Below are 22239 nucleotides of genomic sequence, written 5' to 3'. Positions count from 1 at the left end.
TCCCGGGCGCCGCACCTGGTCCGGCGGTATGCCGGTGACGTCCGCGGCTCGCGCATTGCGCGACTGCCGCCGTCCGGGGCGCGGGCGCCGCACGGGAGCTCTCTGTGTCCTGTCTCGCCGGTTCCGTACGCCGAATGCGTACGGCCTGGCGAAAGTCTTCTGGTCGGTGCGCTGCCCGACCCAGGTGGCTCCCGAGTACGAGGGCGGCGCTTCGACGACCGTCCCTACGCGGAACCTTCCTTACGCCGGCGCCGTCGCGGCGGCAGCGGTCTCGGCCTCGGTTGGGGCCGTCGCTGCCTCGCGGTCGGGCGCGAGCGGGTCGGTCACCGTGCTGGTCTCTTCATCGAACAGCCCCTGCGCCAGCCTGGTCACCGCTGCGGGGACCGGCGGCGCCAGGTCGGCCACGGCGCGGAGACCGGACAGGACGTCGTCGGGTCGTACGGCAGGCGTCACGTGCCGAACAACCAGCCGCAGTATCGCACAGGGCTGGTCGGTCGGCCTATCAGCCGTTTCACTCTGTGTTTCAAGTTGTACGACCGCGGGGCGGGCGTCGAAGGTGCGGACGCCGTTCTTGGTCATCCGCTGGACCTCGACCGCCTCGGCGGCGTTGAAGGCCGCCACGGCTCGCTCGGCCTCGGCAGGCTCCACACCGTCCAGCCGCAGCTCCCACACGGAAGCGGTGAGCCGGTCGGCGAGCCCTGAGGTCCGGGCCTCGACCGCGTCGACGATGTCGAGGCCGGTGGGCAGCGACTCGTCGAGGAGAACCCTCAGCTTCTCGGGATCCCGCGCTGTGGTGAGCGCGATCTCCAGATACTCCGCCTCACTGCCCGTGCCGGTGGGTGCGGCATTGGCGTACGACACCTTCGGATGCGGCGTGAACCCTGCCGAGTACGCCATCGGCACCTCGGCACGGCGCAGCGCACGCTCGAAGGCGCGCTGGAAGTCACGGTGGCTGGTGAACCGGAGGCGGCCGCGCTTGGTGTAGCGCAGTCGGATGCGCTGCACCGCGGGTGCGGGCGGCGGGCCTTCGGGCTGTCGCTTGCCCAGTGTCGTTCAGTCCTTCGTGAGAGCGGTCGTACTGCTACCAAGAGTACGTGTCTCACGGCCGAGAGGTTCCCGTCGGTCCACGGTCTCCCGCTGCTTCGGCTCTCCGAACAGCATCCGCCGGACGTCGGCCCGCGCCTGCCGTACGGACTCCCGGGCGCCGGCGAGCGCCTGCCGGGTGGCCCGCCCCACACTGCGAGCGGCCTCGGCGGCGGGCCGCAGGACCGCGTCCCGGACGACGTGCCCGGCCGGTGTGAGGACAGTCCGGTACACCCAACGCACCGGCTCCACGAAGATCCACCTGAGGAGGGTCGCGAGGAACCGTCCGACGGCGAGCGAGATCCGGCCGGCGACCCGCCACGCATGCCCGAGCGCCTCCCAGATCTCCCTGCCGATCACGGCGAGCACACGGCCGACGGGCGCGAGGACCCACTGGTACACGCCCAGCGCGGGCAGCACGAACAGCACCCGCCCGATCCAGTAGAGCGCGATCCCGATCCCGGTGAGGACCGTGCTCACGGCCCACAAAAGGCCCCTGGCACACCAGGCGATCGCCCGCCCGAGGGGCGTGAGCACCCACTCGTACACCCACACGGCCGGAACGACGAGGAGATACCGCACCAGCCACGCCACGACGGCGAACGCGCCGAGCCCGAACGCGGCGAGCACCGCGCCGAGCCCTCTGAGGACCCACATCGCCGCATGCCCGATCGGTGCGAGCACGCGCGCGTACAGCCACCCCAGCCCGGCCCCGATCCCCCGCGCCAGCCACGCGCACGCGTGCCCGACGGGAGTGAGTACGTATCGGTACAGCCCGACCAGAACGACGACGAGTACGTTCCCCAGCCAGGCGAGCCCCGTCGCGACGGGCACGACGACGTACCGCCACAGCCCTACGAACGGCCACACGAACAGCGCCCGGCCGAGCCACAGCAGCGCCCGCCCCAGCGGCCGCAGCAGGGTGTCGTTCAGGAAGCGCCCGGAGACGACGAGCGCGTCCCACAGCATCCGCACCGGTACGACCAGCACCAGCACGACGATCCGCACGGGCAGCCGGATCGCGACGACGAGGCATCCTTCCGGCGCCGACGGCTGCTCGCGCCTGGCCGGGGGCTGCTGTGGGTCCGTGGCCGGGGGCTTCTCAAGGTCCATATTCGAGTAGACGCCACAGCCACCCGTCCGGATCCCATCGGTGCGCACAACCTCCCGCCCGAGGGCAGGCGTTCGCACTCATGCCTGGCTCGCAGTGCGGTTGAAGCTGGTGATGTTGAGTTTGACGCCCTTCGCGGTCTTGAGCGTCGTGAGGGACTCACCCCGGGCCGTCTGGCCGGGTTGAATGGCGGTCTCCAGTTCCCAGCCGTTCTCCAGCCGGGTGCCACTGGCATCGACCGCTTCCCATTCCCATGAGTAGTCGGACTTCTCGCTGCTGTTGTTCTTGATGGTCCAAACGGCCCAGATATCAGTGATGCCGGCTGTCGAGCGATCGTCCAGCTGAAACCTGACCAGATCCGCCCGCTCACCCTGCGGTTCCTGCTTCTCCCCCTGTGACGCCTTCTCGGTCGCCGCGTCGGTGGGAGCGGATGTGGTGCTTTCGTCGTCATCCCCCAGCGAGGCCACCAGCACAACCACGACGATGACAGCCACAACGGCCGCAGCCAAGGCGCCGACGCAGCCCCAAAGACACGCCCGCCCCCGCCCTTTCTGCTGCGGCGGCCCGGCGGGAGTCGCCCACTGCCCGGCAGGGGGAGTACCTGCGCCAGGTCTCTGCCACTGGGGCCCGTCCGCACGCGGATCGTTCGCCGGCATGGTCGCCTCCTCCGTGGCGGATATCGCCACGGTAGGTAGCCAGGGGGAACCTCGCGAGCCGGCAGCAGCCAGCCAGGCGACAGCCGTCGGGTACGACGACAGCCCGTCACCTGGCGCGCAGGACCGAGGCGGCTCGGCCGGCCATCGTGAGGCCGAAGCGGGCGGCGGTGTGGAGGAGTTGCGGGACACCCTCCCGGGTGAACGACCCCGCGTGCTCTGCGGCGAAACTCTCGATGGTCCGTGGAGGCCGCCCTGTCAGGTCCCGCACGGTGGTGCTGACCGTGGCGCCGGCACCGGCACGGAACAGTTCCGCCATCTCGACGAGATGCTCGACGTACCAGTCGGGCTTCCCCTGGCGCCGGAGCACGTTCGCGGCAAACCCGGGCGGCATGCTGACGTAACGGACGCGTTGCCCGGTCGCGTCGGCAAGGACAGCGGCCAGTTCCTCGTAACCGAACGCGCGCGGCCCGGTGACGTCGTACACCCGGTCGTGGTGGCTGTCGCCGGTCAGCACCTCTGCGGCGACGGCGGCGATGTCGCGGGCGTCGACCATCGCGACCGGTGCACCGCCCATCGGCGCCGCGAGCAGACCGAGCTTGGAGACCATCGGCGCTGCCGTCTCCAGGAGGTTCTGCATGAAGAAGCCGGGGCGCAGGAAAGTGAACGGCACGCCCGACTCTTCGATTCGGTGCTCGGTCTGCCAGTGCTGACGGCCGATTTCCGCCGGGCCGCCGGGTGAGACCGAGGGCGCGATGCCGGACACCTTGACGATGTGGCCGACAGTTGCGCGGAGCGCGGCGTCGACGGCGTTGCCCTGCAGTTCGGCCTGGCGGAGGTCCTGGGCCGAGACGAGGAACACGCGGTCGACGCCCTGCATCGCAGCGTCGAGCGAGGCGACGTCACCCAGGTCACCGGTTGCCGGCACCACGCCTTGGCGGGCGAGGGCCTGGGCGGCTGCCTTCGAGGGATCGCGGACCAGCGCTCGTACCGGCGATCCGGTCGAGACGAGCAGGCGGGCGACCTCACCGCCGATTTTTCCGGTGGCCCCAATGACGAGAATCATGCGCGGCCGGCCTCCTTCTGCAATTCAGGGCTTCAGGGCTTCAGGGAGCGAACCTTCTGCGCGCTTGGCGGCGAGGCCGTGCCACGCACCAACGACCTGTACAGGTCCGCTACGCGGTCAAGGCCGCGAATGTCCGGCATCGCGAACACGATGCGATCCGGTCGCACGATCGCGAAGTCACCGCCGTGCCGGTCGAAGTAGTCGAGTGCGTAGCCGTCGAGGTCCTCGACCGCGACGGTGCCGACCTCGCAGGGTGTCCGACGCTGACCGGGACGGCTGATGGACAGGAAGGCGGCACCGAGCGACGTCCACAGCGCGCGGCTCTCCGAGCGCATGTGGACCTGCGGATCGAGATCACGGCCGAGGAGGGCCCAGCCGCTGCCGATGAGATCGTCGAGGGGCCGCAGCCGTCCCGCCGAAGTGCGGACCGTGGGCTGAGGGAACGCATGCCCGGCGCCCGCGCGGCGTCCGGAACCGTCGAACGCCCCGGAGGAGTACCGAAGGTCGGGCTTGAACCGTCCTTCGGTGAAGTAGGGCAGGTGCGCCGCCCTCTTCAGAATCGCGTCCCGAACCGTGGCGACGCGACGACGGCGGGTCTGGACCATGGCGCCGGAGAAGCGGGTCAGCCGGGTCATACGTGTGACGTGCGGGCGTCGCTCGTTCTCGTAGCTGTCGAGCAACGACGGGTCGGCCCCATCGGCTACGACGGCCGCGAGCTTCCAGGCGAGGTTGTGGGCGTCGCGCAGCCCCGAGCTCAGCCCCTGCCCGGCGAAGGGCGGCATGAGGTGGGCCGCGTCACCGGCGAGAAGCACCCGGCCGGAGCGCCACCGGGCCGCGGCGCGGGCGTGGAAGGTGTAGACGATGTGACGGAGGATGGTGATCCGGTCGGGGTCGACCCACGGGGAGACGAGTCGCCGAGCGTTCTCCAGGGTTGCGAGTTCAGCGTGGTCCTCGCCCGGGAGGACCATGAACTCCCAGCGGTGGTGCGTCCCGGGTAGCGGCAGTGTCACGCCAGGACGGTCCGGGTTCCCGATGAACTGGAAGGACGTGACGTCGGTCAACGGGGCCTCGAGCTTGGCGTCGACGACGAGCCACGGCTGGGCGTACGTGGAGCCGGTGAACGCGATGGAGCGGAGGCCGCGGACGGTGCTTCGCCCGCCGTCACAGGCCACGACGTAGCGGGCACGGGTCGCGGTCTGCCGGCCTCGGTCGCCCTCGCGGGCCCACACGGTCACGCCGTCGCCGTCCTCGTGGAGCCCCTCGACGCGGACGCCCATCCGGACGGTGACATGGGGATACCGCGCGACGCCCTCGTGGAGCACCCGCTCAAGGTCGGGCTGGTAGAAGAACGCGAGCTGCGGGAACCCGTTGCGGCCCCCGCTGGGGCGCATCGTCACCAGCCGATCGCCGCGTACCGACAGGAACTGCGTGCTCTGCCCCAGGTCGAGACCCGGGAGGAGTTGATCGACCAGGCCCGCCGCCTGGAAGACGCGGAGCACTTCGTCGTCGGTGGCGCCCGCGCGCGGCATGGTGTGCGGCTCGGTATCACGCTCGAGCACGATCGTCCTGACCCCGGCCTGGCCGAAAAGGTTCGCAACCATCGCGCCGACCGGCCCGTATCCGACGATCACCACATCGGCAACCTCGGGGTCGTCGCCGGTCATGGCGTCCGCGTCCGACTCGGTCCGAGCTCTCATCAACATGGACTGTTCTCCCGTTAGAGGGTCAGCCGTCTTGGAAGATCAGCCGGGACCGACTGAAGATTTCCTCAACATCGAGGATATCTTCAGTTTACAAAGCGTCAAGAGATCGCACACGCAAGTGAGCCCCCTTCCCATCCCGGGGAGGGGGCTCATGACGTGCCTCAGTCGGAGCAATCTGGGTGTACGGGTGCGGTGCGTGCCCGTCTGTGCGCCACACCTGGCACTGCCCGCACGGCCCTGGAGTTCTACTCCACTTCGATGCCGTACTCCTGTACGAGTTGTTCCAGGCCTCCTGGGTAGCCCTTGCCTCCAAGAACGAAGTCCCAGTCGCCATTCGACCTGTGCCGGAACGAGCCCAGCACCAGAGCCGTCTCGCCTGAGCGGCCATCCGAGACCTCAAGCCGGCCCAGCTCGGTCCTCGCCGGGTCAAGCAGCCGGATGCAGGCATCGGTGAACCCTGACAAGTCAGCGTCCGGGTTCACCTCTGGATCAACGGCAGCCACGAGCACGAACCGATCGGCCTGCTGGGGCAGTGCGTCGAAGGAGACACGCATCGCTGCCTTGTCCGGTGCCTGAGCCGACACGGCGCAGACCGAACCATCCGGAGTCTGCGGGTTGTTGAAGAAGACGAAGTGCTCTTCGCTCAGGACTCGGTTGCCGTGACAAACGAGTGCGCACACGTCCAGTACCACGTTGCCGGTCCACCTCATGCCCAAAACGTTGTAGTCGTCGGGCGGAGTTGCACGAGCGGACGGCGCCGGCTGGGCTGCCGGCGATAGTCGTCCCTCTCCCAGACGGCCACGGAGCCCATGCCTGTGCAACAGATCGACAAGCTCGGCGCCCGAGATGAGCTCGAGGGGCTTGCCCCGAGCGAACGTGTGCGACCCGGGGCCGAACCCCGATGTGGTCACCAGAACACCCTTGTTGGCACCGACGTCCTGCACCGTGCCGTACAGATCACGCACGGCGGTGGGCGGCACCGTGCTTCGGTAGCGCTTCACCTGTACGACGATCTTGCCGCCACGGATGGGCGTTGGGTCCAGAGCGTCCACATCAACGCCGCCGTCATGTGAGCGCTGTGTCGTCACCGCCTGCATACCCATGGCCCGGAACAGATCGGCAACAAGTGACTCGAAGGCGATCGGATCCATCTCATACAGATCCGGCTCCTCATCACCGCCATGAGTAATGACGTGGTTACCCACATCCTGAGGCTGTCGACTCGGGCGTACCGCGGTGAGCTGGTCGGGCCGGGTCGCCAGCTGCCCCCTCAACGCGTCAGTCAGACAGCTGACGGGGTCCACCTGCTCCAGATACAGCTCGGCAAATACCGTCCGCTGAGCCATGACGGTCGCCAGGACGATGTGCGCTTGCCTGCCCGTCGCCGGATCGTGCGCGTCCACGAAGCCGTTCAGCGCCACCGAGTCGAGGATGCCGCAGTCGTCCGCCGTAAAGAGCTGATGCAGGACCAGCAGCGCGCTCTGCGCCAGCACCTCGCGATACAGCGCCCGACGCTGGGTCACAGGCCGAGGCGTCTCCTTGTCCTGGTCCTGAGCGGGTACGTACCTCACCGACTTCGCCTCAGGCACGACGTCGTACCCGGGCATCTCCCAATCCAGAACGAGTTGCCGTGCCGCTGGATCGAAAGCTGCGGCAACCTGCCGGGGAAATCCTTCAGGCCAAGCAGTCGAGGAGTAGAGCGCTGCCGAGAAGTACTCGACCACAGAATCGGGCTCACCTCGCCTCACACCCGCAGTCACCTCAGCAATGCCGGCATTGTGCCGACGTACTTCCGACCGTTGCGCCTCTGCCCCCCGTTCGTGGTCCCGCTGGGCGGCCGCTAACTGCTGTTGCCGCTGTGCCTCAGCAGCCTGTGCCGCATGCCAGTCGCGTTCGAAACGAGCCCTTGCCTCGGCTTGAGCTTGTGCGCGCCGGCTCGCGGTCCAACCTCCCTGCGCCTGGTACTGGCCCTGATCCGGCATACGCACAGGCCACGCAAGCGGCCCCGGATCGAACGGCGTTGTCTCTTCCGAGCGCATCAGCGACGACGCTCTGAAAGCCGGCGCCTGGCAACCAGTGGCCAGCAGCCCCTGCAGGGTCGCGACCTGGGCTTCGAGCTCTTCAGTCCGCCGCCTGGCCTCCGCCTGCCGAAACTCCCGGTGCCCGTGAGCAGCAAACCGTTGATGGGCCCGAGCCTGCCGTGCCTCCTCCCTGCGCTGCCTGGCCTCAGCTTCCATCTGCCGCTGTTGCTGACGCTGCGTTTCAGCCCAGACACCGACCAAACCAGCAGAGCGACGACTCATGCGCTACCTGCCCTCCCCAGGGACGTCGGCACCACCGACCGAACGCTGGTTGCCCCCGCAACCAGTAGTAACAATCCGACTTTATCCAGCAATCGGCAGCCTGGATATCAACTTGCCAGAGGCAAGCCGCATCGACCGTTCAGGTAGGTCGCCGGCCCCGGCACGCGAGGCTCAGCCAGCGTCTTGCTTGCGCGTCAGGCGGCATCGCGCTCTCCGGATCTCGACAACAAATTCTTGGCTCCACCACTGCCACACACCACCCGAACGGGTGAACCTTCCTCGATCTCCTTTTGCTATTCGCCCTCAGAAGTTTCGTTTTTCCTCCGCCGCACCTCTGACCCCATCCCCGAAACAAGACCTTGACACGGGATGGGACCCGGCATAGTGACACCTAGCAGAAATCCGCGTAGCCTAAGGCTTCTAGTCGCCTTACACGGTGTCAGAAGGCAGGGCAGCGGAACGACCCGTGACAGAGCGAGGAGATCTCATGCCCGAGGCCGATCCGATGTACCTTCGCAAGCGCCTTAGCTCTCAGCTGCAGGCCGCCCGCAAGAAGGCCGGGTATTCACAGCCCGACGTGGCCAACGAGATGGTTTGGTCATTGTCCAAGGTGATGCGCCTGGAATCAGGCCGCACGAAAATCTCCATCAATGACCTACGAGCCTTGATCAGCTTCTATGGCCTACCGGATTCCGCCGCCACCGAATTGCTTGCCAGTGCACAGGATGCACGGCGGCAGCCATGGTGGCAGGAGTACCGCAATCTCTTGTCCGAGGGATTCAAATCTTACCTCGGATACGAGGCTTCGGCCTCAGTGATTCGGAATTATGAACTACTGTTCGTGCCTGGACTCCTGCAGACGGAAGAGTACGCCCGTGTCGTATTGTCCCAATCAATCGTGCCGGAGAAGGAAGAGCTTCTTGAACTGCGCATGAGACGACAAGAGCGCATGCTTCAGCAAGACTCGGACACAGAGCTCAGATTCTTGATCGACGAGGCTGCACTACGCCGCGTCGTCGGCACACCCGCCCTGATGCAAGCGCAGCTCGCTCACCTCAGGGCAGTGAGTGAATTGCCCAATGTGAGCATGGCAGTCATCCCGTTCAAACGAGGGCTGTACCCGCTCCTGCGTTCACCGTACGTGATCTTCGAATTCTCAGCCCCGGAGCAGGACATGGTGGTGTATCTGGAGAATCCGGACGGAAGTGTGATTCTGCGGGACAAGGCCACGGTGGGAGTTCATAGAAACGTCGAGGACTACCTGGAGTCTTTCTGGGAGGTAGAGAACAGCCACGCAGAGCCACTCAGTGACTGGCAGGATTCCTTGACGGAAGCATGAACATGCCTTTTAAGGCATGCCGACGGCCTGCCTGTCATGAAAAGCCGCCGGATCGCACCGGACGAAGAGAAGAAAAGATTGCCAGCAGGGGGAGCTCATGGCCAGATGTGCGCCTTCAGGAAATTTGGAATCCCTGACGAGGACCCGACGACCGAGACATACTTCGACGCAATTGTCGACTTGACTGGCGGAACTCTTGTACCAGGCGTGTACCGGATTCGACGAGGTCACCGCTCCCCCAGCTCTTCCTTGTATCAGTTCGTTCAGGCTCCTACCTCAGCACGACGGCACCTCTTGTCACCACCAAGGTCACCAAGATGCCGACAACGCACCGCAACAAAGGGGGATTCAAGATGAAGCGATGCCAGGGTCTGTGCTCGTCAGCTTCGTGGACAAGAACGTTTTTGGCCATCGCATCTAAGTGAGAAGGAGGGAGTCCTCGGCCGGCCGGCACAGCTCAGTCCGAGAACTCCCTCACCACGAAGCACCTTCGTCCAGTCGACTGAACCAGGGAAACCTCATGACAGATAGTAGCCCGAGCTGTCTCGACAGCCACGTCACGCGTCAATGCATCCTCAGCGATCAGGAAAACTGGTGGCTGGACGAGGGCGTGAGCACCGCGATTCGTCTGTTCCCGATACCGGAGTCATCGGGGCGCAGCTCATGACGTCCCCCGACCCGTCGCTTCCGCCCTCACATCGCAAGTTACTGGTGGCTATCGCCATCCTCGCAGGCTTGTCATCGGGCCTTGCCGCCGTCATCGTCGCGGGTGCGCTGCACGCCACCCCACTACAGATCGTCCAGTGGGGGGCCGGCACGTTCGTCACAGTCACGCTGCTGGTTCTCACGATCAACCACGAGCTTCGATAAGGAGCCTCACCTGCCACACGCACAGGAGACCCCGCGCGGGGACGGCGCAGCCGTCCCCGCGCAATGAACGAACTCTCAAGGTTCCGGGGGATGTGCAGCCGCAGGGGGCCCGGACAACTCAGTAGCCGGTGCCTCGCTTGACCTGGGCCCGTTCCCTTCCCGTGGGTCGCACCCTTGTCGTCCAGAGTGCGACACGCGTCGACGATGTCCTGGGGCAGGCGAATCGTCTGCTCACGGCTCAGAGGCTCCTTGACCAGAGCACGCATGATCTTCACCCGCTCCGCGTTGGGCGGGAGCGTGTACGCCGGCACCATCCAGCCTCGCTCGGCCCAGAGTTGCGATGCGACATCGGACTCGTGCCGGTGCAGCAGAACCACAAGCTCGCTGCCCGAGATCACGCATGATGCTGTTGCGCGCGGGGCGGCAAGGGTCGCTGTGTTCATGCCATCGGCCCCTGCTACATTGCGCCCTCAAGATCAGAAAAACGGGGGCCGGACATGACCGTGCAAGGGCACGCCGGGGGCTATCAAGTCCAGACGAGCGCGATGAACAGCGAGGCGCAGACACTCGACACGGCGGGGGACGACGTCGGTGACATCGCCAGGGCGGTCAAGGACACCGCCTGCTACCCCTCGGACGTCCTCGGCGGCTCCGACGCGGGCCCCGCGTACAACAACTTCGCCGGTGACTGGCAGGCAGAGGCCAAGGTCCTGGAGAGCGCCCTGCACGAGCTGGCCGACAAGGTGCGGGTGTCCAAGGCGAACTACCAGGGCGCCGAGCACGCCTCCATCCGGGGCATGAGCGCGGCGGGCGGCGAGGGCGTGACGACGATGCCCGCGCCCGCGGGGGATGTTCCGGCGCCGGGCTACCGCACCATGCCCGCGCCCGGCACGCCGCCGCGCGGCCTCTCCGACTTCGGCTGAGCGTCCTACGTACCGCGTACGAGTCCGCACTCCTGCCCTCACCACGACAGAAGGCCGCACCCGTCATGCCCGACGCAGGCGAATCCACCACCGACCGCCGCCAGAAGCTCGCCGAGTACCACGACTCCATCTCCTCGGCCGACAGCAAGAACGATCTCATCGGAGCCATCAACAACGCCCTGGGCGTCTCGGCGCCGGTAGGTGACCCCGGGGTCATCGAGGGTCTTGCCAAGACCTACCGCAAACAGATCGACGACGTCGCCGACGTGCACCGGCGGGTGCAGAAGGTCGCCAACGAGGGCCTGCCCGACGCCTGGGTGGGGAGCACCGGGGCGCGGGCGTCCGAGGTGGTGATGGCGGCGGCGCGCTCCGCCGAGCAGATGGAGCAGGCGTTCAGCGGCGCGGCCGGCGCCCTGTTCCGCTTGGCCGACGCGCTGACCAACGCCAAGGCCCAGGACAAGGGTGGTCGCGAGCAGGTGCGCGAGGCGCTCGGCATGCTCGGCGGTGAGGACGGCTTCTTCGACGACATGGTGGAGAAGGACGCCGAGGAGGCGGAGCGGCTGCGGGCCCGCAGCATCGCGGCCGCGGGCGCCAAGACCATGCACTCCGCCGCCGAGGTGGCCGACGACGCGGCGCGGGCCGCGGCGCGCGACCTCAACAAGCTGGCGTCCGAGGCCCGGGCGGGCCAGATGCAGACCGACAACATCTCCGCCGCCGACCGCCTCGTACTCGCCGACATCGCGGGCCCCGGCGGCCCGGCGGAGATGAACGAGCTGCTGACCGCGAACGACCTGGAGCGCTCGGGTCGCGCGATGGAGCGCCTCGACGCCCGCGAGGAGGCCGAGTTCGAGCGGATGCTCGCCGAGGCGAAGACCCCGCAGGAACGGGCGTACCTCGTGAAGGCACTGGCCGCCGGGTACGACGTCAAGGAGGTCGGCGAGTTCCGCGACAAGATCCACGGCAAGGATCCGGCCTGGCTGCAGCGGCACTTGACGCCGGTCACCACGGCCGGGGACAGCATGAACGACGAGGGAGTCCACACCAGCGGCCCCAAGGAGGGTGCCAACAAGAACACGGACCAGCAGACGTTCCACGGCGAGAGGTGGTCGCAGGAAGGCAACACCTGCGTGCCGTCGACCGTCGTCACCGGGCGCGCCATGGTCGATCCGGTGTACGCCCTCGAACTCACCGGCGGCCCGTCCGGGCAGGAGGACGACCCCGGCGCCTTCCGGGAGCGGCTGCACGACGAGCAGCTGCGGATGCATGACGAGGGCGACGGCAACGACGCGTACGACTTCCCCTTCGGCTCGACACCCGACGGCATGGACAACGACGGCAAAACCGAGATCTCCAACAAGGAGATCAGCCCGCACACGGGCGGCGAGTACGAGTTCCAGGAGGTCAGGAGCGCGGACGACCGCCGGGACGCGCTCCCCGACATCCAGCGGGCCGTCGCCGAGGGCCGACCGGTGCCGATCGGCGTCGAGGGCAAGGACGAGAACGGCGACCGGGTCGGCCACTCCATGATGATCGTCGGTCAGGAGGGCGACATGCTGCAGGTCTACAACCCCTGGGGAACGACCACATGGGTCAGCGAGGACGACTTCGTCAACGGCAACATGGACAAGGCCTCCGACAAGGACTTGCCCGACGCCTACGGCGTCCACCTGCCCGCCCAGTGAACGGAAGGCCGATCCCCGTGAAGTCCAGCCACCGCCTGTCCGCCGCCCTGGCCTTGCCGCTGACGGCCGTGATGCTGTCCGGGTGCGGCCTCTTCGGCCCCGAGACGTTCGAGGCCGACGAGCAGTCCATCGAAGTGGACGCGGGCGACACGTTCGAGCTGACGCTCCCGGCCAACCCCTCGATGGGCCAGGACTGGAGCATCGTGCGCCCCGGTCCCGACCATGCAACGGTGCGCCAGGAGGGCGGCCGGGAGGAGGACTTCGAGGGCGACAGCGGTGTCGACGGGGGTGGTGACGGTACGCAGACCTTCACATTCCAGGCCGTTGCCGCGGGCACCACGAAGATCAAAATGAGCTACTGCGTGCTGGGCGACTGCCCCGACGGCGACGACCGCACCGCGACGGGCAGCCCAGGCAACGACCCGGCGTACTTCATCTACACGGTCACCGTGCGATGACCGGAACGGAGGTACCGATGAACCCCAACAAGACCGACGAAGAGTCGGCGCAGGCCGACGTCGCCATGCTCCTGCGCTACGGCATCGGCGCCCCGGGCCCGCGTCGCAGCGCCCTGTTCGGCGACGGAGCCGTGGGCGCCGCGGTCAGGCTCGACCGCCTCGGGGTCCAGCCCCGCTCGGTGGCGTTCCTCGGCAGGACCGTCCGCAGCGGTGGCACCGGCTACACCGCCCGGCTGCCGGAGCTGCTGCCCGAGCCGGCGGCCTCGGACCTGATGCGCGGCTGGCTGGATGCGGCCGCGTCGGTGGCCCGGCCCGTGGAGGGCGACGAGGTCGTGGCCCGCTGGCTGGAGGCGGTCGCCGAACTCATCGGGCTGCGCCGCACCACCCGGGAGCGCGCCGCACGCTGAGCTCAGCCCCAGCGGCCCCGTGGGGACTGCGTCCACATCGGTTGTCAGACGCGATCCGAAGACGCGACCCGACTGCCGCTCCGGTGCCAGCGCTGTCGTCTCCTTGGGACGCCACACCATCTCGGGGGAAGCCACTGGGCATCCGCTTCCGACTCGTCGGCTCCTCTGAACCCGCTGGTCTGCTCCCGGCGTCGAGCAGTCGTTGACGAGACCTTCTGAAGCATGCAGCACAGGGAGCAGCACAGCCGCCGCCGGGCTCACAAGATGGGGCTGTGGCATCCGCCTACCTGGGAGTTAAGATCCGCTGCCGACCTGCGGGAATTCCGCACGGGCGGCCTTCCAGGGGGTGTGAGGTGGCTGAAGCAATTAGGTTGCCGCGCGGGCAGGCCCGGTTTGCTTCCGGCGTCCTCGCCGCGTTCGCACTGGTGACCCTCGCGGCAGGGCTGGCAGCGTGGCAGAAGTATCAGCTGCTGGCGGGACCGCGGACGCCAGGGCCGTACGTCGACAACCCGCTGGTCGAGGTCGACACGTACTTCAGAAACCTGATGGGCTGGCGGACGGGGCTGTTCCTCGTGGCCCTGCTTCAGTTCAGCATCTGGCTCGCCAGCATGCGTGACGTCGCGGATGTGCTCTGGCGGCAGGGACAGCGTCGGCGCAGGATGTGGTTGGTCTTCGGCTGGGTGATACCGCTGGCGCAGCTCTTCATACCCAAGATGTTCATCAACGACCTGTGGGCTGCCAGCCGCCCGGAACCGCAGCGTCGTCGCGGACATCCTCTACTCACGGCATGGTGGCTGTCCGTCCTCGTCGCGGCGAATGCGTACAGCGATGCATCCGCAGATCTGAACAAGGCGGTCAACGCGAGCCAGGCTCGTCATGCCCTACGGCAACTGATGATCAGCGATGGTCTGCACATCTGTGCCGCGGCGCTGTCGATCGTCGTCGTCTGGCAGCTCATTCGCAGGTTGGAACGCGCCGCGGTGATGACGCCCGCTGAGGTCTGACCGACGGGCACAGCGACATACGTCATAGACGTCGCCCGACTCCATCCAGCAAGTACCATCCTGGATATCAACTGGCCAAAGGCAAGCTGAGCCGACCGTTCAGTCAGCTCACCGGCGTCGGACAGCATCGAGCCCCCTCTGTACTGAGAGGGGGCTCAACATCGCCGTAGGGCCTCACCCAGGGCCGCAATCACCCGATCGCGTGCCTCGCCCACCTCAGTGCGAGTGACCGCTCCTCGCAGGAGCCGACGCCGCGTTCTTGACCGTCAGTGGCAGCAGCTTCTTGCCCGTCGGGCCGATCTGGATGTGTGTGTCCATCTGCGGGCACACCCCGCAGTCGAAGCACGGCGTCCAGCGGCAGTCCTCCACCTCGGTCTCGTCGAGGGAGTCCTGCCAGTCCTCCCAGAGCCAGTCCTTGTCGAGGCCGGAGTCGAGGTGGTCCCAGGGGAGGACCTCCTCGTAGGTGCGCTCGCGGGTGGTGTACCAGTCGACGTCGACGCCGAAGGGGACCAGCGCCTTGTCGGCGCACTGCATCCAGCGGTCGTAGGAGAAGTGCTCGCGCCAGCCGTCGAAGCGGCCGCCGTCGTCGTAGACCGCGCGGATGACCGCGCCGATGCGGCGGTCGCCCCGGGAGAGGAGGCCCTCGACGATGCCCGGCTTGCCGTCGTGGTAGCGGAAGCCGATCGAGCGGCCGTACTTCTTGTCACCGCGGATCTTGTCGCGGAGCTTCTCGAGACGAGCGTCCGTCTCCTCGGCCGACAGCTGCGGGGCCCACTGGAAGGGGGTGTGGGGCTTCGGGACGAAGCCGCCGATCGAGACCGTGCAGCGGATGTCGTTCGAGCGGGAGACCTCACGGCCCTTCGCGATGACCTTCGTGGCCATGTCGGCGATCTGCAGGACGTCGTCGTCGGTCTCGGTCGGCAGGCCGCACATGAAGTACAGCTTCACCTGCCGCCAGCCGTTGCCGTAGGCGGTGGAGACCGTCCGGATCAGGTCGTCTTCCGAGACCATCTTGTTGATGACCTTGCGGATACGTTCCGAGCCGCCCTCGGGGGCGAAGGTCAGACCGGAGCGGCGGCCGTTGCGCGTCAGCTCGTTCGCCAGGTCGATGTTGAAGGCGTCCACGCGGGTGGAGGGAAGCGAGAGGCCGATCTTGTCTTCCTCGTAGCGGTCCGCCAGGCCCTTCGCCACGTCGCCGATCTCGCTGTGGTCCGCCGAGGAGAGGGAGAGCAGGCCGACCTCCTCGAAGCCCGTCGCCTTCAGACCCTTCTCGACCATGTCGCCGATGCCGGTGATCGAGCGCTCACGCACCGGGCGTGTGATCATGCCGGCCTGGCAGAAGCGGCAGCCCCGGGTGCAGCCGCGGAAGATCTCGACCGACATGCGCTCGTGGACCGTCTCGGCGAGCGGCACGAGCGGCTGCTTGGGGTACGGCCACTCGTCCAGGTCCATGACCGTGTGCTTGGACACGCGCCACGGGACACCGCTCTTGTTCGGTACGACACGGGCGATACGGCCGTCCGGGAGGTACTCGACGTCGTAGAACGCCGGGATGTACACCGAACCCGTCCTCGCCAGGCGGAAGAGGACCTCCTCGCGGCCGCCGGGGCAGCCCTCCGCCTTCCATGCGCGGATGATCGCCGTCATGTCCAGCACGGCCTGCTCGCCGTCGCCGATGATCGCCGCGTCGATGAAGTCGGCGATCGGCTCGGGGTTGAAGGCCGCGTGGCCGCCCGCCAGGACGATCGGGTCGTCGATGGTCCGGTCCTTGGACTCCAGCGGGATGCCCGCCAGGTCCAGGGCCGTGAGCATGTTCGTGTAGCCGAGCTCGGTGGAGAAGGACAGGCCGAACACGTCGAAGGCCTTCACCGGCCGGTGGCTGTCCACCGTGAACTGCGGGACGGCGTGCTCCCGCATCAGGGCCTCCAGGTCCGGCCACACGCTGTACGTGCGCTCGGCGAGGACGCCCTGCTGCTCGTTCAGGACCTCGTAGAGGATCATGACGCCCTGGTTGGGCAGCCCGACCTCGTAGGCGTCGGGGTACATGAGCGCCCAGCGGACGTCACAGGAGTCCCACGGCTTGACCGTGGAGTTGAGCTCTCCGCCGACGTACTGGATCGGCTTCTGCACATGCGGGAGCAGAGCTTCGAGCTGCGGGAAAACCGACGCAGCGACTTCGGCAGGCATCTCGCGACCTTCGTGAGCTGGACTGGACTGACAGGGGTGACCATCTAGCCTAACGCGACCGCGGACACCCTCAGCACGTCCGAGGACTCAGAGGACGTCCGCCCCGCCCTTGATCCCGTCCCAGACGCCGGGCAGCTGGTCCTCCACGGCCGCTGCCCGCTGCTCCTCGCGCCCGTACAGCAGCCCGTAGGTGAAGGCGCTCTCCCCGGCCGCGTGGGCGACCGCGGACAGCTCGCTCAGGGTCTGGCGGGCCATGACGCTGTCCTGGTGCTCGCCGAGCAGGTTCTGCAGGGACTTCATGGTCTTGACCAGGCTCTTGGCCGGCTTGCCAAGCGCCGGAACCGCCGCCTCCGCCGCGTAGCGGGTGCGCTTGGTCTTCTTGCGGGCCTCGTGGATGGCGATGTCACGGTCGCTGCCGGGCTCCAGCTCCAGAGCCTGCTCGACGAGCGCGGACACCTTGCCGAAGTCCTTCCGCACGGCCTTCGGCAGCGCGTTCGCGGGCTCTTTTCCGGCCGCCTTCAGCAGCGGCGGGTCGGCGAGCAGGCCGTCGACGGCATCGAGCAGGGCCAGGTAGCGGTGGGAGTCCAGGACCCCGATCAGCCGGCTGCTCGCCCCGCCGGGCGTGTCCCCCGCCCAGTGGCTCAGCCGCTCGGCCACAGGACCGTAGACCAGCGTGTGGGGCACCTCGTCGAGCGCCGCCGACAGGCGTTCGTTCAGCACCTCGCGGTCGCGGTCCACGCCCAGCTCGCCGGCCAGCCACTTCAGCTCGTCGCCGATCGGGTCGGTGACCGCCCGGTCAAGGATCTTGCCGAAGGATTTGAAGGTACTGCGCATCCGGCGGGTGGCGACGCGCATGCTGTGGACGGAATCCTCGACGTCCTGGCGTACGGCCGGGTCGAGCTCGACGATCGCGTCCCGCTGGGCGCGGACGTAAGCGAGCACGTGGTCGCCGGCGGTCACGGGGTCCTCGACGGACACGGGGGCGAGCTTCTGCGGGGCGGTCTCGGCCAGGGCGCGCGCGAGCTTCGACGCCGACTCCGACGGCCGGACCCCTGCTTTGCGCAGCCGCTTCTCCACCTTGTCGAGCACTTTCGGGTCGACGCCGTCGGCCAACTCCACCTCGATCTCGGTCCACTGCGCGGTGCCGCTGCCGCCTGCGAGGCGCTCGGCCTGTACGGCGTCCACACTGACCTCCGCGAGCAGCCCGCCGTCGGCGTCCACGAGATGCCGCACGTCACGCTCGGAGCGGAGCCGGACCATGGGGACCAGCTCGGTGTCCCGGACCCGGGAGCGGACGAGCCCGGCGAGGGTGTCGGGCAGCGTGTCGGACAGCGGCGCCTGGACCTCGTCCCGCACGCCCGGGGCCACGGGGAACTTCAGATGCCAGCCCGCGTCGGACCCGCCCGTCCGGCGCCGCAGGGTGATCGAGGAGGCGGCGAGGCGCTCGTCCGCGGTGTCGTAATAGGTGGCGTCCAATTGCGCTACACCCTTGTCGATGACGGCATCGACCCCGGCGACCCCGGTCAGGTCGGGCAGGCCGCTGTCGTCGGACTCATACTTCCGCTCGATTTCGCGCTTCGTGTCCGCCATGCCCTGAATCTAATGGCAGTCACGTCTGGATGACAGGGCTCACCAGCCATGAACGCCGGGAGGACCAGGGGCGGCGGTTGGGAAACGGGCTGATGGAGTCCAATTCTGCGGCTGGACACCCGGCGCCCGGTCGGGGCACCGCCGTGCCAGTCGTGGGGACCCCGGCACGGCGGCCATTCGACCGACCGCCACGGCCCGCTACGACACCCACCGGCCGCACCGGCCGCCGCACTGGCCCAGCGCTCACGCCGACAACGGACGTTGTACCCGGATGGATTGCAGCAACCCCACCGCCACCCACACCGCGAACATCGACGACCCTCCGTACGACACGAACGGCAGCGGCAGACCGGTCACCGGCATGATGCCCAGCGTCATCCCGACGTTCTCGAACGCCTGGAAGGCGAACCACGCCACGATCCCCGCCGCGACGATCGTCCCGTACAGCTCGGTGGTCTCACGGGCGATACGGCAGGCCCGCCACAGGATCACGCCGAGGAGCAGAAGGATCAGACCGCCGCCGAGGAAGCCCAACTCCTCCCCCGCCACGGTGAACACGAAGTCGGTCTGCTGCTCCGGCACGAACTGGCCGGTCGTCTGCGAGCCGTGGAACAGCCCGGAGCCCGTGAGCCCGCCGGAGCCGATCGCGATGCGCGCCTGGTTGGTGTTGTACCCGACGCCCGCCGGATCGAGCTCCGGGTTGGCGAAGGCCGCGAAGCGGGCGATCTGGTAGTCGTCCAGGACGCCCAGCTGCCAGACCGCGATCGCCCCCATGGTGCCCGCGCCGATCAGCCCGAAGACCCAGCGGTTGGAGGCGCCGGACGCGAGCAGCACGCCCAGCACGATCACCACCATCACCATGACCGACCCGAGGTCGGGCATGAGAAGCACGATCAGCATCGGCACCGCGGCCAGGCCCAGCGCCTGCACGACCGTGCGGTGATCCGGGTACTGCTTGTCCCCCGCGTCCACTCTCGTCGCCAGCAGCATCGCCATGCCCAGGATGATCGTGACCTTCACGAACTCCGAGGGCTGGAGCGAGAAGCCGCCGGGGAGCTTGATCCAGGAGTGGGCGCCGTTGATCGTGGAGCCGAGCGGGGTGAGCACCAGCAGGATCAGAAACACCGAGACGCCGTACAGGATCGGCACGGCCGTGCGCAGGGTGCGGTGCCCCAGCCAGACAGTCCCGATCATCAGCGCGATCCCGATGCCGGTGTTCAGGATGTGCCGGATCAGGAAGTAGTACTGGTCGCCCTGGTTGAGCTCGGTGCGGTTGCGTGTCGCCGAGAAGACGAGGATCGAGCCGATCAGCGACAGGGCGATCGCCGCCAGCAGTATCGGCCAGTCCAGCCGGCGGGCGAGCGAGTCGCGGGCGAACAGGCGGGTCCAGCCCGCCCGTTCCGGCCCGTACCCCGAGACCTGGAAACTGTTGGCGCCGGTCATGTGAGCATCCTCCGGCTTCCGCGCCCGCGACCCCTGCGTCGTCTGCGCCGGGTGTCCCGGTTCTCGGTCGTCGGCGGTGCGACCGTCCCGGCGACCTGCTGCTCGTCCGACTCGGCCTCACCCTTCTGGCCGGCTCGCTGCTCCTTCGCCGGGTCCTTGGAGACCTTCGGCGAGGCGATGGTGCCGTCGGTGCGGACCTTCGGCAGGTTCTTCTCCGGGGTGGGCAGCAGCGCGTTCTTCTTGTTGATCGCACCGTCGTCGGCGACGCCGTACAGCGCGTCGTAGATGTTGCGCACGGCCGGACCCGAGGCGCCGGAACCCGTACCACCCTGGGAGATCGTCATGACGACCGAGTAGTCCTTGGTGTACGTCGCGAACCACGAGGTCGTCTGCTTGCCGTAGACCTCGGCGGTACCAGTCTTGGCGTGCATCGGGATCTTGTCCTGCGGCCAGCCGACGTCCGCGAACCGCCAGGCGGCGGTGCCGCGGGTGGCGACGCCGGCGAGGGCGTCGTCCATCGCGGCCAGCGTCTGCTTGCTTATGGGCAGCTTGCCGTGCGACTTGGGCTTGATCTCCTCGACGGTCTTGCCGTCGGGGCTGACGACCGCCTTGCCGACCGTGGGGTCGTAGAGGGTGCCGCCGTTGGAGATGGCCGAGTAGATGGTCGCCATCTGGATGGGGGTGACGAGGGTGTCGCCCTGTCCGATGGAGTAGTTGACGGAGTCACCGGCGCGCAGCCGGTTGCCTTCGAGGCAGTTCTCGTAGGCGATCTTCTCGGCATAGCTGCCGTCCCGCTTGCCGTACTTGCACCAGGCGTCCTTGTTGGCCTTCCAGTAGTCCTGCTTCCACTGGCGGTCGGGGATGCGGCCGGTGACCTCGTTGGGGAGGTCGATACCGGTCTCCGCGCCGAGGCCGAACTGGTGGGCGGTCTTGTAGAACCAGTCGCCCGCGTTCTTCTTCGGCTTGGTGCCGCCGTCACGCTTCCACTCCTCGTGGGAGAGGCGGTAGAAGACGGTGTCGCAGGAGACCTCGAGGGCGCGGCCGAGGCTGATCGGGCCGTACCCCTTGGACTCGAAGTTCTTGAAGACCTGGCCGCCGATCGAGTACGAGCTGGAGCATTGGTACGGGCCGTCGAAGGAGTAGCCCGCGTTGACCGCGGCGGCCGTCGGGACGACCTTGAAGATGGAGCCGGGGGCCGACTGGCCCTGGATCGCCCTGTTGAGCAGCGGGTAGTTGGAGGCCTTGCCGGTGAGCTGCTTGTAGTCCTTGGCCGAGATGCCGCCCACCCAGGCGTTCGGGTCGTACGACGGGTTGGACGCCATGGCGACGACGCGGCCGGTCTTGGCCTCCATCACCACGACGGCGCCCGAGTCGGCCTTGTACGGCTCGTTGGTGTTGCGGTCCCACTCTTTGCGGGCTTGCTTCATCGCCTCGTTCAGCTCGTACTCGGCGACTCGCTGCACGCGGGCGTCGATGCTGGTGACGAGGTTGGCCCCGGGCTGGGCCGGGTCCGCCTTGGCCTGGCCGATGACCCGGCCGAGGTTGTCGACCTCGTAGCGAGTGACACCGGCATTGCCGCGCAGCTGCTTGTCGTACTGCCGCTCCAGGCCCGAGCGGCCGACCTGGTCGGAGCGCAGGTACGGCGAGTCGGTGTCCTGTGACTGCTGAAGTTCCTCGTCTGTGACGGGGGAGAGATAGCCGAGGACCTGGGCGGTGTTGGAGTTGCCGGGGCTCGGGTACCGGCGCAGGGCCTGCGGCTCGGCGGTGATGCCGGGGAAGTCCTCGGCGCGCTCCCGGATCTGCAGGGCCTGCTTGGGGGTGGCCTCGTCGGTGATGGGGATGGGCTGGTACGGCGAGCCGTTCCAGCAGGGCTGCGGGGTCTCGGCGTCACAGAGCCGGACCTTGCCCATCACTTCCTCGGGCTTCATGCCGAGCACTCCGGCCAGCTTGGCCAGGACGCCCTTGCCATCGTCCTTCATCTTCAGCAGGTCGGTACGGGAGGCGGAGACCACCAGCCGTGTCTCGTTGTCCGCGAGCGGCACGCCGCGCGCGTCCAGGATCGAGCCGCGCACGGCAGGATCCACGACCTGCTGGACGTGGTTGCCGGACGCTTCCTTGGCGTACGCGTCGCCCTCGCGGATCTGCAGGTACCACAGGCGCCCGCCGAGGGTGCCCAGGAGGGAGAGGACGAGGATCTGGATGACGACGAGCCGGATCTGGACGCGTGGCGTCCGGCCGGTCTCGGGGATGTTGCTCACTGCGGCTGCCTCCCCCTCTCAGTGCGAGTACCAGTACGGATACGACTGTGTGTCTACGACTCTTCGTTCGACCGTGTGCACGACGCCGCCTACGACCGCGTGTACGAGTGATGAACGTCCGGCCCGCGCGGCCCGGTTCCTCCCGGACTCACCCGTCCG

The 22239-nt window shown here is 67.9% G+C and carries 18 protein-coding genes; 7 read left to right on the top strand and 11 right to left on the bottom strand.

Annotated features, from left to right (window positions below):
- Positions 1-240 precede the first annotated feature (240 nt).
- The 6 genes from OHT51_RS27965 to OHT51_RS27940 all read right to left on the bottom strand — a co-directional run bounded on the left by OHT51_RS27965 (position 241) and on the right by OHT51_RS27940 (position 7919).
- The gene (locus tag OHT51_RS27965; RefSeq protein ID WP_328881674.1) at positions 241-1005 is read right to left on the bottom strand and encodes a TIGR03936 family radical SAM-associated protein; all 765 of its coding nucleotides are present in this window, start codon (positions 1003-1005) and stop codon (positions 241-243) included.
- Between the two features lie 48 nt (positions 1006-1053).
- A complete protein-coding gene (locus tag OHT51_RS27960; protein WP_328881673.1) occupies positions 1054-2196 on the bottom strand; it encodes a hypothetical protein in 1143 nt (380 codons plus the stop codon).
- 78 nt (positions 2197-2274) lie between these two features.
- Complete coding sequence (locus OHT51_RS27955; protein ID WP_328881672.1) at positions 2275-2688, bottom strand: hypothetical protein; 414 nt, start codon at positions 2686-2688, stop codon at positions 2275-2277.
- A 268-nt stretch (positions 2689-2956) separates the two neighbouring features.
- Positions 2957-3913, bottom strand: a complete 957-nt coding sequence (locus OHT51_RS27950) for an SDR family oxidoreductase (protein ID WP_328881671.1) — start codon at positions 3911-3913, stop codon at positions 2957-2959.
- 32 nt (positions 3914-3945) lie between these two features.
- Entirely contained in the window at positions 3946-5610 is a 1665-nt protein-coding gene (gene mhpA, locus OHT51_RS27945; protein ID WP_328881670.1) for a bifunctional 3-(3-hydroxy-phenyl)propionate/3-hydroxycinnamic acid hydroxylase MhpA, read from the bottom strand.
- A gap of 251 nt (positions 5611-5861) precedes the next feature.
- Complete coding sequence (locus OHT51_RS27940; protein ID WP_328881669.1) at positions 5862-7919, bottom strand: restriction endonuclease; 2058 nt, start codon at positions 7917-7919, stop codon at positions 5862-5864.
- Positions 7920-8406: 487 nt separating this feature from the next.
- On the opposite strand from OHT51_RS27940, the gene OHT51_RS27935 reads away from it, so the two are divergent.
- On the top strand, positions 8407-9258 hold the full coding sequence (locus OHT51_RS27935) for a helix-turn-helix domain-containing protein (RefSeq protein ID WP_328881668.1): 852 nt from the start codon (positions 8407-8409) through the stop codon (positions 9256-9258).
- A 9-nt stretch (positions 9259-9267) separates the two neighbouring features.
- Here the strand turns inward: OHT51_RS27935 and OHT51_RS27930 are convergent, their stop codons facing one another.
- Positions 9268-9489 (bottom strand): DUF397 domain-containing protein, encoded by a 222-nt coding sequence (locus OHT51_RS27930; RefSeq protein WP_328881667.1) that lies wholly within the window; start codon positions 9487-9489, stop codon positions 9268-9270.
- A 432-nt stretch (positions 9490-9921) separates the two neighbouring features.
- Between OHT51_RS27930 and OHT51_RS27925 the strand changes: the two genes are divergently transcribed.
- From OHT51_RS27925 to OHT51_RS27900, 6 genes are all read left to right on the top strand, one after another.
- Positions 9922-10128: a hypothetical protein gene (locus tag OHT51_RS27925; protein ID WP_328881666.1), complete on the top strand. Its 207-nt coding sequence runs from the start codon at positions 9922-9924 to the stop codon at positions 10126-10128.
- A gap of 497 nt (positions 10129-10625) precedes the next feature.
- Entirely contained in the window at positions 10626-11051 is a 426-nt protein-coding gene (locus tag OHT51_RS27920) for a WXG100 family type VII secretion target (RefSeq protein WP_328881665.1), read from the top strand.
- A 65-nt stretch (positions 11052-11116) separates the two neighbouring features.
- Positions 11117-12733, top strand: a complete 1617-nt coding sequence (locus OHT51_RS27915; protein ID WP_328881664.1) for a WXG100 family type VII secretion target — start codon at positions 11117-11119, stop codon at positions 12731-12733.
- A gap of 17 nt (positions 12734-12750) precedes the next feature.
- Complete coding sequence (locus OHT51_RS27910) at positions 12751-13191, top strand: protease inhibitor I42 family protein (protein ID WP_328881663.1); 441 nt, start codon at positions 12751-12753, stop codon at positions 13189-13191.
- 17 nt (positions 13192-13208) lie between these two features.
- Positions 13209-13598, top strand: coding sequence for a hypothetical protein (locus tag OHT51_RS27905; protein WP_328881662.1), 390 nt, complete (start codon positions 13209-13211; stop codon positions 13596-13598).
- 353 nt (positions 13599-13951) lie between these two features.
- Entirely contained in the window at positions 13952-14602 is a 651-nt protein-coding gene (locus OHT51_RS27900; RefSeq protein ID WP_328881661.1) for a DUF4328 domain-containing protein, read from the top strand.
- 216 nt (positions 14603-14818) lie between these two features.
- On the opposite strand, the gene OHT51_RS27895 is transcribed toward OHT51_RS27900, so the two are convergent.
- The 4 genes from OHT51_RS27895 to mrdA form a co-directional block, all read right to left on the bottom strand.
- A complete protein-coding gene (locus OHT51_RS27895; protein WP_328881660.1) occupies positions 14819-16789 on the bottom strand; it encodes a TIGR03960 family B12-binding radical SAM protein in 1971 nt (656 codons plus the stop codon).
- A gap of 87 nt (positions 16790-16876) precedes the next feature.
- The gene (locus OHT51_RS27890; RefSeq protein WP_328881659.1) at positions 16877-18379 is read right to left on the bottom strand and encodes a CYTH and CHAD domain-containing protein; all 1503 of its coding nucleotides are present in this window, start codon (positions 18377-18379) and stop codon (positions 16877-16879) included.
- A 243-nt stretch (positions 18380-18622) separates the two neighbouring features.
- Complete coding sequence (gene rodA, locus OHT51_RS27885; RefSeq protein ID WP_328881658.1) at positions 18623-19822, bottom strand: rod shape-determining protein RodA; 1200 nt, start codon at positions 19820-19822, stop codon at positions 18623-18625.
- Positions 19819-22080: a penicillin-binding protein 2 gene (gene mrdA, locus OHT51_RS27880; protein WP_328881657.1), complete on the bottom strand. Its 2262-nt coding sequence runs from the start codon at positions 22078-22080 to the stop codon at positions 19819-19821. Before mrdA ends, rodA begins: the two co-directional genes overlap by 4 nt.
- Positions 22081-22239: the final 159 nt, after the last annotated feature.

The organism is Streptomyces sp. NBC_00299 (genome assembly GCF_036173045.1).
GTDB lineage: Bacteria > Actinomycetota > Actinomycetes > Streptomycetales > Streptomycetaceae > Streptomyces > Streptomyces machairae.
The sequence above is the reverse complement of the archived record's forward strand: the minus strand, read 5'-3'. Positions and strand labels throughout refer to the sequence as shown.